This window comes from Massilia psychrophila, assembly GCF_002760665.1.
Lineage (GTDB): Bacteria > Pseudomonadota > Gammaproteobacteria > Burkholderiales > Burkholderiaceae_D > JAFCUW01.
Window position 1 is genome coordinate 40,011 of record NZ_PDOB01000032.1, and the last position, 11,861, is coordinate 51,871.

Consider the following 11,861-nt stretch of genomic DNA (forward strand, 5'->3'; position numbering starts at 1 on the left):
ATTATTGTACGCGGCGTTCGACGGTGATTTGTTCGACTTCGACGCGCCGGTTCGGTTCGAGGCACCGGATCAGATCAGCACGTTTTTTGTTGTTGCAAGTAACGACAGGATTCGCTTCGCCCTTGCCGTAGGCCTTCAGCCGATTGGTGTTGATGCCTTTGGCGACCAGGTAGTCGCGCACGGCGTTGGCGCGGCGTTCCGACAGCTTCTGGTTGTACTGGGTGGAACCGAGGCGGTCGGCATAGCCGTTGATGTCGACGTCGGCGATGCTCGGATCGGCCGAGAGCGCGGCGGCGATGTCGTCGAGCTTCGGTTGCGGCATGCTCAGCATGGCGCTGTTAAACCCGAACAGCTCGGTCGCCGACATGGTCACCTTCTCGAAACGCGCAGGCGGCGGTGGCGGCGGTGGTGGCGGCGCGACCGGCACCGGCGCTGGCTGCTCTGCTACCGGCGGCGGTGGCGGCGGGGCGACGTAAGGTGCCGGCGGCGGATTGAAGGCGTAGTTAAAGCCGACGTTGACGTATTTGTTGTTGCTGCGGGTGAAGCCGAAATTGTCGCTGGTGGACAAGCGCCCGCGCACGCTGCGGATGTCGGCTTGCATCGACCACTGTGGAGTGAGGCCGAGCTGGAAGCCGATGCCGGCCGTGATGTAGGGGTTGGTGCCTCTCGCGCTGTGCAGCGGGTTTTCGACCCTGTCGCGGGAAGCGCCGACCCCGAACAGGATAAATGGACGGAAATTCTGACGCGATAGCATCAACAATGCATCGACCCCGACCAGCGTCTGGCGATAATTGTTGGGGCCATCTTCGGCGCGGATATGGGAGGCGCCAGCCTGCATGTCCCACATCGGCGACATTGGCTTGCCGAAGCGCACAGCGCCGCCATAGTCGCGGTCGTTGACGCCGAAATCGCGGTCGGGTTTGACGCCGACAACGCTAGGCTGGATGTACCAGGAGGGATTGATTTCTTGCGCCAACGTAGTCCCGGCAGAGCAGAAGATGGCAACGGCCAAGGCGATTTTTTTCGAATTATTCACAGAAAACTCCCGTAACGTTAAAGTAAATTGTGCTTCACCTATCGAAGATGTTGGGCAAAGATTAAGGTCACGAGTTCATCTGGTCGGTGCGGTAGCGCACCTTGGACAGGCCATGTCTTTTATTTACAACGGTGCCCGTTTATAGCGGCGATTCGACGTAGGCATACAAGAAATTAGAGCCGCCATTGATGTTGCCGAGGATCCGGGAGGCGCCGAAAATGCCGGAGCGGTGCGAGATGCCGATGCCGGCATAGGTCTCCTTGAGCCGCTTCGAGCCGACCAGGTCGCCGACGCTGATGTCGAGCGAGGGATCGAGGTAATTGAGGAAGCGCGAGGTTTCGCGGCCGCGCCGGGCCTGGTCTTGCAGTTCGACCAGCGGCACTCGCTGGGCCATCGAAAAGCCGGCGCCGAAGCCGACCCGCGTGCGCACGCGTTCGCGCCACGGAAAGCCATAGTAATACGCCTTGATCTGTGCGTTCAGTTGCAGGGAGGCGGGCGCCACGCCGCGTTCGTCGTGGACCTGCACGCCGATATAGGCGACGAAATCGAGCGGCCAACCGTTGACGCGCTCGACCAGCGGACGGCCAAGGTCGAAGCCCCCGATGCGGGTGTCGTCCCGGGTGCGGGTCGAGCCGCAGCGGAAGGTGGCAGCCGGCAGGAAATTGCATTCGGTAGCGCGGCCGCCGTAGACTTTGAGGTGTATCGGCAGGCCCGGCTCGGAGTACGGCTTGTGGCTGCCGAAGTCGTAGGCTGCGCCAACCATCGCGTTCGGCTGCGGCTTGTCCTCGACCAGCGGGCTATGGCGCACACCGCTGTCCTGCCAGGTGACGCCGACCCCGCCCAGCAGGCGCCAGCGCTCGGTCATTTCATAGAAGGCAAACAGGCTGACCGTGGTGTCGACGCCGGCTCCCGGCAGGTAGGCAGGACGGTCGGCGCGTGCTTCGCTGCCGCGCACGCCATAGTAATAGTTGTTCAGCGCAGAGTTGCGGCGCGCCATCGCCACACTCGGGCGCAGGTGTAGCCGGCCCGATCGGACGTCGAGGCTGTAGCCGAGCCGCATTTCGGAGCCGTGACTATGGTTGTTGGCATCGTGCAGGATTTCGGCATCCAGGTTGCCCCACGGCGCCCGCTTGCGGTAGGCCACGCCGAGGTCGATGCCGGGATGGCGCCGCGCCATGCCTTGCAGGATGGCGGGCGCCTGGTCGGCCGGAAAACCCTCGAAGCGGTAGTCGACGAAGACCTCGAGGTCGTGATCTCTGCGCTCGGAGAGTTTCAGCCCGGCGCGGGTGGCGTGCAGGTAGAAACGCTTGCCTTCGTACATGTACAGCGGCACCAGGTCGCGGCTGACGGTAGCGCCACGGTAGGGCGTGTAGGCAAAGCGCTGGATGGTGCCGAGTCCGGCGCTGCCGGGGATTGCCAGGAAGTCGACCAGCACATCGGAACCGGCGGGGCCGGCGCAGGCGGCCAGCGGCAGCATCAGCGACAGGAAAACGAATTTGAAGCGCATTTGTTTGAAAGCTGAGCGAAAGGAGCGCAAGTGTAGCGGATTGCCCTCCGGATCAACAGATGCGGGAACTTGCAAAAAAAATCGCGCCGCACGAGCCTGGTGGCCCGGTGCGGCGCAATGTTTGATGCCTTGCTGCGCCCCGTAATGCAACAGCGCAGTGCTTGGTGACTGATTAGCGCTTCTCTGGCACCACGATCACGGTGTCGCCAGTCTTGCCAGTGCTACCGGTATTGCCAGTTGCGCCAGTTGCGCCGACATCGCCAGTTGCACCGACTGCGCCAGTGTTGCCAGTGTTGCCGGTGTCGCCAGCGGCGCCGGTAGCGCCAGTAGCGCCGGCAGGGCCAGGAACAGCAACCTGTGTCTCGACGGTCGGGGTGACAACGGTGGTCGAGGTCGCTGGTGGGTTCACCGTGGTTTTTTCGCAGGCGGCCAGGCCGACGATGGCAAGCATTGCAACAAAAATAGTGGTTTTCATGGTGGTTTCCTTTTAGAAGGTTAGTGCATATTTCTACGTCGTTATCGATACGCATGCAACTTTACGCGAACGGACCCAGCATAACGAGGTAAGTACGGCTGATCTGTACGCCAACGCACAATACTCCCGGGACTTTATTACCCCATCCGCATAAGAGTGTCGTGAAACGTTCGATGGCGCACAGACCACTGTCCATGACACAGGCAAGCTGGCGTCAAGCTAAAGGGAACCGCAAAGTTGTTATGCAGTCAAACAACCATGCGACCCCGACCAATGATTATCTCTTTTTACGGAGTACTCGAAAATGCATGCACCGACACACCGCAACGCAGGACAAGGCGACATGGGCGCAACGTACAATTCTGGCAATTCGGCGCTGATCGAACGCGTCGCACCACAGCCGGCGGAACGTGCTCCGATTTCGATGGCGCCGATCGAGCGGGTTCGCTCGACTTCCGCCACCCAGCGCCGCATCGAAAACATGCAAAAGCTGATCGGTGAATTGTCCACCCACGAAATGCTGGCCGACGAGATCGCCTGGTTCCTCAAATTTTCACCGTCTGGCGCGCGCAAGTATATCCGCGACCTGCGCGAAGCCGGTGTCATCGAACTGGCGCGCTACATTGAGGGCACCGCCACTTACCTGGGCAAGGCGGTGTACCAGATCTCGCCCGATCCGGACCGGGTCAAGGCCTTCCTGGCCGCCATCGTGCAACCGAAACGCGAAGGCGCTGCCCCGCGCAAGGAGCGCCCAGGCCTGCGCGAGCAGAGCATGGCCGGTACCGGTCGCCACTTCCACATCCTGGCCGACGACACGCATTACGCGATCCGCGTGAACCGCAGCCCTGTCGCCCGCGATCCGCTGGTGGCCGCCTTGTTTGGCGCCGCGCCATCGGCCAACAAGGACCACGTTTAAGCTTGCCAGGGGCTGGCTTGCCGGCTTTGTGCTCCCCACCCTACCGACCTGCGCCGCTCATGTTAGCGGCGCTTTTTTTGTTCCGTCCTCCTATCGTCGCCTGCAATTGAAAAGCGAATAACTATCCCCACTTGCTGTGGGTAAGTCAAAGCGCGGTTCGTTTGATTATTGTTAACAGAAAGAACAGAAAAAGGGCGGTCCCTATGCAAGAGCTGCTCTGGAGCATCGCTGGCATGCTTGTCATCGCCGCAGCAATGCTGGCGCCTGGCTGGCGGCTGCGGCGCGCGCTGGGACGGCCGATGCCGGCCGGTTTTACCGATATCCTCGCCCGCAATATCCCGGTCTATGCACGCATTCCCGAGCAGTTGCGGCAACAACTGCACCGGCTGGTGCAGCAATTTTTGCACCAGAAAAAATTTATCGGTTGCGACGGACTCGATATCGACGACGAGATGCGGGTGACGATTGCCGGCCAGGCTTGCCTGCTGCTGCTGAACCGGCCCAGCCGCGTCTACCCGGGGCTCGACACGGTGCTGATCTATCCGACCGCGTTCCTGGCGCCGCGCAATCAGGTCGACGCTGCCGGCGTGGTCACCGAAACGCGCCAGGACCTGCTGGGCGAATCGTGGGGCGACGGCAGGGTGGTGCTGGCATGGGACCATGTGCGGCGCGGTTCTCATGACTGGACCGATGGCCAGAACGTGGTGCTGCACGAGTTCGCCCACCAGCTCGACAGCGAATCAGGCAGCAACAACGGCGCGCCTTACCTGGGCAGCCGGGAGAGCTACCGCAACTGGTCACAGGTGCTGTCGCGCGACTTCGCCGACCTGCGCGCCGACGCGATTTACCATCAGCAGAGCGTGCTCGACCATTACGGCGCGACCAGCCCGGCGGAGTTTTTTGCGGTCGCCACCGAAACCTTCTTCGAAAAACCCTACCAGATGGCAGAACGCCATCCGGCCCTGTTTGCCGAGTTCGGCAAATATTACCGGATCGATCCGCGCGAATGGCAGGATGCGCCGGTGCCGGCGTCGCAACCGGTGGAGGCGGGCGGATACGGCCAGTGGCGCTAGAAGTGTAAGCGGCCAAGCAGGGGCGGCGCGACTTCCGTTTAAATACGTGCGCTGGCGTACAGTGCGCGGCAGCCACGCGGCGCATACTTGGCACATTATCAAATGCAGGAGGAAGAGAGCATGTCCACCATTATCGCAGGCCATTTTCAACTCCAGGAAGACGTTGACCAGGCGCGGCGCGAACTGGTCAACGCCGGTTTTCGCGACGAGCACATCAGCGCTTTTTTCGTCAACCAGCCGGGCCAGCATGACATGACCCCGATCGGCGGCGACCACCTGCAATCGGCCGGCGCCAAGGAGACCCCGGAAGGCGTAATCAAAGGCGCCTCCGTGGGGGGGGCGGTCGGCGTCGCGGTCGGTGCGGCGACCTCGGTGGTGACCGGTCCCGTCGGGCCGATTGTCGGCGGCCTGGTCGGTGCCCATGTCGGCACGCTGTTCAGCTTTTCAAAAATGAAAGACAAGGGCGAGCCAGAAGAGGGCGGCGAAAACCTGGCCGAGCTGCGCCTGGCCGGCATGCTGCTGGCCGTCGCGATCGATGACGGCCAGGAGCGGGAAAATCGCGCCTTGACGGTGCTGCGCGACCTCGGCGTCCATCACCTCGAGCGGGCCGAAGGAAGTATCGTTGATCGCGACTGGGTTGATTTCGACCCGCTCAGCATACCGGCACTGATCCGCTGACCTGGCCGGGCCCGGCTGGGCCGGCCTTGATCCGCTCGCACGGGGAATCCGACGGGGCAGGCTGGCCCCGGCGTGCCTGACCCATCCAATGCTTATTTAAAAGTTTTCTGCTTGTCATCATCTTTGATATTTATCAACATCGCCCCTCGTAAGCCCCCTAGAATTGGTTCCTCACGCCGCGGGCGTGCTGTCTAATATACAACTTTTATGGGGCGGGCGCAGCATGGAAAGTCGCAAGGTAGCGCTGGTGACGGGGGGCATGGGCGGACTGGGAACGGCCTTGTGCAGGCGGCTTGACGCCGCCGGGTTCAAGGTGGCAACGACGTATTCGCCGGCCAATCGTGCCCCGGAAGGCTGGCTTGCCGCGCAACGCGATGAAGGCTGCCGCTTTACCGCCTACAAGGTCGATGTCGGCAATTTCGCCGACACTGAGTGGATGATGCAAAAGCTGCTGGCCGAGATGGGGCGGCTCGATGTGCTGGTCAACAATGCCGGCATTCAGCGCGACCGCAGCCTGCGCATGATGGCGCTGGAAGACTGGACCAGCGTCATGCAGACCAACCTCGACAGTGTATTCAACGTAACCCGGCAGGCACTCGAGCCAATGATGGCGCAGCGTTCGGGGCGCATCATCAATATTTCTTCGGTGAACGCGCAACAGGGCAGCTTCGGCCAGGTCAATTACGCCGCGGCCAAGGCCGGCATGCACGGTTTTGCCAAGGCGCTGGCGCTGGAAGTGGCGCGTCATGGGATTACTGTCAACACGGTGTCGCCGGGCTACCTGCGCACCAAGATGACGCTGCAGGTGCCGGACGAGATCATGCAGTCGAAAATCTTGCCGAATATTCCTGTCGGCAGGCTCGGCGAACCCGAAGAGGTCGCCGCGCTGGTGGCTTACCTGGCGTCGGAAGAAGCCGGATTCGTCACCGGCGCCAACATTGCGATCAATGGCGGCCAGCATATGTGCTAACGATTCAGCTTTTGTGTTTTTCCGCCATGGTCTGGCAAGTTATGCACAGCGGCGCTTCGGGACGCGCCTGCAGCCGCGAAAAGCCGATCTGGTTGCCGCATTCCTCGCATTCGCCATAGCTGCCGTCGTCGAACTTGATCAGCGCACGTTTAAGCACCAGCATCTGGGCGGCGTTGTGGCCGGCGGCCTCCAGCGCCATATCGTTGAGCAGGCGCACCGTGGCCTTGTCGGCGGGCGAGGTTTCCACTTCCTCGACCGCGCGGTCGCGCGTACCGTGGTGGTCGGCATCGTTTTGGGTCGCAAGCGCGGCGCGGCGCTGGTCGAGCATCGATTTCAGGAGTACGAGCTGCTCCTGCTCAAGGCCATTCATCAAGCCGTTCATCGGAAACCCTTTCCGGACCGTGGAGGGAGGGCCGAGCCGGTGGCTGGGCTGGGATAAGTGTAGCGCGATCGGGGCGCGATGAACATGGGCGCACGCCAGGCTTGATGCGAATTTTGGCCAGGGAGCCGGGCAACCGGTTTATGCAGGCGTAAGCGGCGGCTTCTTCGGCATGGTTGCCTCCACCGTCTTGACCTGGAGGCGGATCTTGTCGAGCGCGGCGAGGATCGGCACCGGTTGGCCGGTGGCGGCGGCGCCGGCCAGCGACAGCAGGCCGCCGACCAGCCCGACGACGTCGCCGATCATCTTGATCTTGCGAATCTTTTCGGCCGCTGCCGTCGTCAGTTCCATCACGTGCTGCTGCGGCTTGCCGAGCGTCTTGACGACGTAGGTGGCGGCGTCCGCATACAGACTGTTGGCGCGCTGGCGCAGCAGCAGTTCGTCGTCGAGCAAGGCGCGCGCGGTGGCTTGCTCGGCATCGCCAACCGGCTTGCCATTGTAGGCCTTGATGTCCTTCATCACGCGCGCGTGGATCTGATCGGCGCAAACCGACAACTGGTCGGCCAGCGCCTCGATCTGCGGCACCGTCGCCAAACCGTTTTGCCCAATGTGCTTCTCAGCGATTTGCCCAGCGTTTCCCTCAATGCCTTTGCTCATTGCGTGCCTCCGTTCAGTTTGGATTGGCGGAAAGACCGGTGCGGATTATCTGCAAGTCGCGCACGTAGCTCGCCAGGATGCTCCTGACTTCCTCGCCACGCAGGTTGCCCAGGTTTTCGCGCAGCTTCTGGTGACCCAGCGACACTTTCGTCAAGCCTTGCACCGCCAACTCGTAACGTTTGTCGAGGATCTTGTATTCAGCCGACTTGTTGAGGTAATGCACCTTCGCCAGCGTGACCAGCATGCGGTCTTGCGGCCGGGTGGCGAACGGGATCTCGACGTCGAAGATGCCTAGAATGGTTTTCTTTTCGTTCTCGTTGGTCTTGGCGTAAAACCGGGTCAGGGTCAGCATCGCGTCGAGCAGGGTCTGCAGGTCGCGGTCGCCGTCGCGCACCATCGTTTCGACACTGCGGCCCTGGTAGCCGGAAGCAATCACCCGCGTCAGCATGCGCGTCATGCCGATATAGGCGACCACGTGCTTCTGCTCGAGCCCGCTTTCGAGATTGGCCTTGATGCCATTGCCGAGATCGTCGAGCTTGTCAGTGAGGTCGTACCTGGCGTCGCCTGCCAGCAGGCTCAGCGTTTGCATGTACAGCACTACCGCTTTCTGGGCGCTGATAAAATCCTCATACAGCGCGCGTCGCTTGACGTCGGTTTCCTTGCCGATCCGTTCGGCGGCGGGCGGCAGGTACAACTGTTCGCGGGCATAAGTGTCGCGGAAGCGGGTCGACAATTCGGCATAGCCGCCCAGTTTGGCGGACTGGTCGGCAAAGTCGCGTACTTCCTGCCAACTGACGTTGGTCGTGGCACAGCCTCCAAGCAGCAGGCTGATGCATAGTGCGAACAGGGCGGGAAGGTGGTGACGGGCGGTCATGGGTCCTTTCTAGCCGCGCGGGAGGGCGAGCCGGAAAGAGACATTCTTGCCCCTCTATCCCATCTGCATCTTGCTCGATATCAAGTTCAGCCGACCTTGGCAGCGTCGAAGTGCGGATTCTGGATCAGGCCGAACAGATTGCCGTATGGGTCCTTCAGCACCGCAGCGAGGATGCCGCCGCCGACTTCGGTCACCGGCGAATCGATCGACGCCCCCAGTTCAAGCAGGCGCCGCATTTCGGTTTCGATGTCGGCCGTGCCCCAGTAGGCGGTGGCGCCGGTGGCGCCAGGCACGCCGTCCGGGACCAGGCCCAGTTCGAAGCCGCCGACCTCGAAGCCGACGTAGTAGGGCTCGCTGAAATACGGCGCGCGCTCGAACACGCCCGAATACCACGCGGTGGCGTCGGCAATGTCAGCGACGGGGTAAATGACGGTGCGCAGGCCGAGGATCATGATTGTTCCAGTTATTATTATTGTTGTTGTTGGCTGGCCAGCCACTGATCGCGCCATGCCAGGCTGTCCACGGTCGGACCGCTGGGAAGGTATTCGCAGCCGACAAAGCCATCATAGCCGATCTCATCTAACAGGCCGAACAGGTAGGGAAAGTTGATCTCGCCGGTGCCCGGCTGGTGCCGCCCGGGATTGTCGGCTAGCTGGATGTGGCCGATGCGCGCCAGGTTGGTACGCATCGTGTTGGCCAGTTCGCCCTCCATCCGCTGCATGTGATAGATGTCGTACTGCATGAACAGGTTGTCGACGCCGCATTCGTCGATGATGGCTTGTGCCTGCTTCGTGCCAGTAAGGAAATAGCCGGGGACGTCAAAGGTATTGATCGGCTCGATCAACAGGCGCAGGCTGTGCTTGGCGAGGGCGGCGGCGGCGAACTTCAGGTTGGCGATGTAGGTCTCGTGGGCGCGCTCGTGCGGCACGTTCGGCGGCACCTTGCCGGCCAGGCAGTGCAACTGGCCGACGCCAAGCTCGCCAGCGTAATCGAGGGCCAGCTCGACGCTGTCCTGGAACTCGCCGATGCGGCGCGGATCGCAGGCGATGCCGCGCTCGCCGGCGGTCCAGTCGCCGGCGGGCAGGTTGAACAGTACCAGCTGCAACCCGTTGCGCGCCAGGCGCAGGGCGATCTGCTCGGATTCAAACGCATACGGGAACAAGAACTCGACCGCATCGAAGCCGGCCGCGCTGGCGCAAGCGAAGCGATCGATGAAGCTCACTTCTCCAAACATCATACTCAGGTTTGCTGCAAATTTTGGCATGTCGGTCAGGCGTCGGGAGTCAATGCCGATATCGTAGCCGATTTCGAGTCGTTCATCACGCGCATTGGTGTGAGGGCGAACGCGGCCAGGGTGCCCGCCAGCAGGAACAGGCCGGCGCCGACGAACAGCTGCGTCAGGTCCAGGTACTGCATGGACAGCCCGGTCAGCGAGGCGGCCAGCGGCGCCAGTCCCATCAGGATGAACATGAAAATGCTCATGGTGCGGCCCAGCATCTCGCGCGCCACGCGCCGCTGGATCCAGGTGAACACCGCTACCTGCGTAAAGCCGGAGAGCAGGCCCAGCAATAACATCAGCGCCGCAGCCTGCCAGGCCGCGCCAACGCTGCCCATGCACATCAGCACCACACCGGCCACGGCGTCAAGCAGCAGCAAGGTGGTACCGAACGTGCCGATACGAAAGTCGCCCTTCAGCGAAGACAAGCCCATGCCAGCCAGGTTGCCGGCCGCGTGAGCGCCCATCACCAGGCCGAGCGCAGCCACGCCGCCGAGGCGGCTGCTGGCCAGCAGCGGCATTGCCACCTGCATGGCGCCGCCGACAACAAATGACATCACGCCCCAGTAGATAAAAGCGCTGCGCATCTCGACGTCGCGCCAGACCATCGCCAGGCCGTCGCCGACGGCGGCGAGCACCCGTTGCGGCGCGGCGCGCACGGCGCCCGGATGCATCTGCACTTGGTGCAGCGTCCACACCGTGACGGCGAAACTGACCGCATCGAGAGCGAACGCGATGCCAAGGCCGCGTGCATCGGTCATGCCGGCGCCGCCCGCCGGAGCCGGGTCATGGCTTGAAAACGCGATCAACAGGCCGGCCAGCAGCGGGCCGGCCAGCGCGGTCAGCACGCGCATGCTCATCATCATGCCATTGGCCATTTGCAACTGGTGCGGCGCCACCACGTTCGGCAGCATCGACGAGCCGGACGGGATGCTGAAGGCGGACGCCAGGCCAATGCCAAGCGCCAAAGCGTAGACCAGCGGCATCGTCACCTGATGGGTAAGTACCAGCGCCGCGAGCAGGCCGAGAAGAAAGGCATTGGCGTACTTTGTCAGCATCAATACGCGCTTGGGGGAGTAACGGTCGACCAGCGCGCCGCCGACCAGGATGAAGATGGCGCGGGGCACGCCCATCAGCGCTATGGTCAGGCCCAGCGTGAGCGCGTCCCCCGTCAGCTGCAAGACCAGCCACGGCAGTGCGATCAGGGTGAACTGGTCGCCCAGCATCGAAATGGCGCCCCCAACCATCATCCAGCGGAAATTGGTATCGCGCAGCAAGGCGGCGCGGGCGGCGCGCGGGTCGTGCATAACTGGGGTGGACATCGTCTTAGGCGTTCGAGGCGGTGACGCCGGCCAGCTGGCTGAGCAGCCCGGCCATGCCCGCCAACGCGTCCGGCGGCACGCGGGCGAGCAGGTCGCTGCTGACCAGGTCGACCGTGGCGGTAGCGTCCTGCAGCAGCTGTTCGCCGGTTGGCGTTACCGCGGCGTAGCCGACCCGGGCATCGCGCGGATCCGGCTGGCGCGTGACGAGGCCGATTTTCTCCAGCGGCAGCAGGGTGCGCGTCACGCCCGAGGCGGTCAAGCCGAGCCGCTCGGCCAGGTCGACGCGGCGCAGGCGCCCGCCCGGGGCTCGGCTCAGGTGGTTGAGCACCTGGAAGTCGCCGAAGCTAAGGCCGTGGAAGCTGCCGAGCGCGCTGTCGAAGCGCCGGATCAGCACAGCGTGGGCGCGCGCCAGGCGCAGGCAGAAATCGGTGGAAGGGGTGGCGTGTGCGGCGACCATGCTGGACTCCCTGTTTATGATGAATATATGCTTGACCAGTCAAGCATATATTATTTATTTGGCAAGTCAAGCACATCCGACACTGTTTTCACGCTCGCCCAGCATGTGTTGGGACGAAAAAAAACCGGGCGAACCCGGCTTTTTTACTTATCGTCCGCGGCCGCCCGAGCGGTGCGGCGGTGCCGGACGCGGTCCGCGCGCGCCACCGCCACCGCCAGGAGCGGCAGGGCCGCCGCCGGCG

Annotated in this window: 14 protein-coding genes; 4 read left to right on the forward strand and 10 right to left on the reverse strand. The window is 62.9% G+C overall.

Annotated elements, in window-relative coordinates; genetic code table 11:
* Position 1 precedes the first annotated feature (1 nt).
* The 3 genes from CR103_RS17180 to CR103_RS23900 form a co-directional block, all read right to left on the reverse strand.
* On the reverse strand, positions 2–1,036 hold the full coding sequence (locus tag CR103_RS17180) for an OmpA family protein (protein WP_099917162.1): 1,035 nt from the start codon (positions 1,034–1,036) through the stop codon (positions 2–4).
* A gap of 139 nt (positions 1,037–1,175) precedes the next feature.
* Positions 1,176–2,543: a MipA/OmpV family protein gene (locus CR103_RS17185; protein WP_099917163.1), complete on the reverse strand. Its 1,368-nt coding sequence runs from the start codon at positions 2,541–2,543 to the stop codon at positions 1,176–1,178.
* Between the two features lie 172 nt (positions 2,544–2,715).
* The gene (locus CR103_RS23900) at positions 2,716–3,018 is read right to left on the reverse strand and encodes a hypothetical protein (protein WP_099917164.1); all 303 of its coding nucleotides are present in this window, start codon (positions 3,016–3,018) and stop codon (positions 2,716–2,718) included.
* 304 nt (positions 3,019–3,322) lie between these two features.
* On the opposite strand from CR103_RS23900, the gene CR103_RS17195 reads away from it, so the two are divergent.
* The 4 genes from CR103_RS17195 to phbB all read left to right on the forward strand — a co-directional run bounded on the left by CR103_RS17195 (position 3,323) and on the right by phbB (position 6,655).
* Positions 3,323–3,934 (forward strand): winged helix-turn-helix domain-containing protein, encoded by a 612-nt coding sequence (locus CR103_RS17195; RefSeq protein ID WP_229443336.1) that lies wholly within the window; start codon positions 3,323–3,325, stop codon positions 3,932–3,934.
* A gap of 203 nt (positions 3,935–4,137) precedes the next feature.
* Positions 4,138–5,007 (forward strand): M90 family metallopeptidase, encoded by an 870-nt coding sequence (locus CR103_RS17200; RefSeq protein ID WP_099917166.1) that lies wholly within the window; start codon positions 4,138–4,140, stop codon positions 5,005–5,007.
* A gap of 120 nt (positions 5,008–5,127) precedes the next feature.
* Positions 5,128–5,685, forward strand: a complete 558-nt coding sequence (locus tag CR103_RS17205) for a hypothetical protein (RefSeq protein WP_099917178.1) — start codon at positions 5,128–5,130, stop codon at positions 5,683–5,685.
* A gap of 223 nt (positions 5,686–5,908) precedes the next feature.
* Positions 5,909–6,655 (forward strand): acetoacetyl-CoA reductase, encoded by a 747-nt coding sequence (gene phbB / locus CR103_RS17210; protein ID WP_099917167.1) that lies wholly within the window; start codon positions 5,909–5,911, stop codon positions 6,653–6,655.
* Between the two features lie 4 nt (positions 6,656–6,659).
* Here phbB and CR103_RS17215 read toward each other — a convergent pair whose 3' ends face one another.
* The 7 genes from CR103_RS17215 to CR103_RS17245 all read right to left on the reverse strand — a co-directional run bounded on the left by CR103_RS17215 (position 6,660) and on the right by CR103_RS17245 (position 11,620).
* Positions 6,660–7,037 carry a TraR/DksA family transcriptional regulator gene (locus CR103_RS17215; RefSeq protein ID WP_229443353.1) on the reverse strand — a complete coding sequence of 126 codons (378 nt, stop codon included), beginning with the start codon at positions 7,035–7,037 and terminating at the stop codon, positions 6,660–6,662.
* Positions 7,038–7,175: 138 nt separating this feature from the next.
* Complete coding sequence (locus tag CR103_RS17220; RefSeq protein WP_229443355.1) at positions 7,176–7,691, reverse strand: hypothetical protein; 516 nt, start codon at positions 7,689–7,691, stop codon at positions 7,176–7,178.
* A 13-nt stretch (positions 7,692–7,704) separates the two neighbouring features.
* The gene (locus CR103_RS17225) at positions 7,705–8,565 is read right to left on the reverse strand and encodes a hypothetical protein (RefSeq protein WP_099917168.1); all 861 of its coding nucleotides are present in this window, start codon (positions 8,563–8,565) and stop codon (positions 7,705–7,707) included.
* A gap of 86 nt (positions 8,566–8,651) precedes the next feature.
* Positions 8,652–9,017: a VOC family protein gene (locus CR103_RS17230; RefSeq protein ID WP_099917169.1), complete on the reverse strand. Its 366-nt coding sequence runs from the start codon at positions 9,015–9,017 to the stop codon at positions 8,652–8,654.
* A 17-nt stretch (positions 9,018–9,034) separates the two neighbouring features.
* Entirely contained in the window at positions 9,035–9,829 is a 795-nt protein-coding gene (gene hyi, locus CR103_RS17235) for a hydroxypyruvate isomerase (protein ID WP_099917170.1), read from the reverse strand.
* A 5-nt stretch (positions 9,830–9,834) separates the two neighbouring features.
* The gene (locus tag CR103_RS17240; RefSeq protein ID WP_229443357.1) at positions 9,835–11,163 is read right to left on the reverse strand and encodes an MFS transporter; all 1,329 of its coding nucleotides are present in this window, start codon (positions 11,161–11,163) and stop codon (positions 9,835–9,837) included.
* A 4-nt stretch (positions 11,164–11,167) separates the two neighbouring features.
* The gene (locus CR103_RS17245; protein ID WP_099917172.1) at positions 11,168–11,620 is read right to left on the reverse strand and encodes a MarR family winged helix-turn-helix transcriptional regulator; all 453 of its coding nucleotides are present in this window, start codon (positions 11,618–11,620) and stop codon (positions 11,168–11,170) included.
* Between the last annotated feature and the right edge of the window lie 241 nt (positions 11,621–11,861).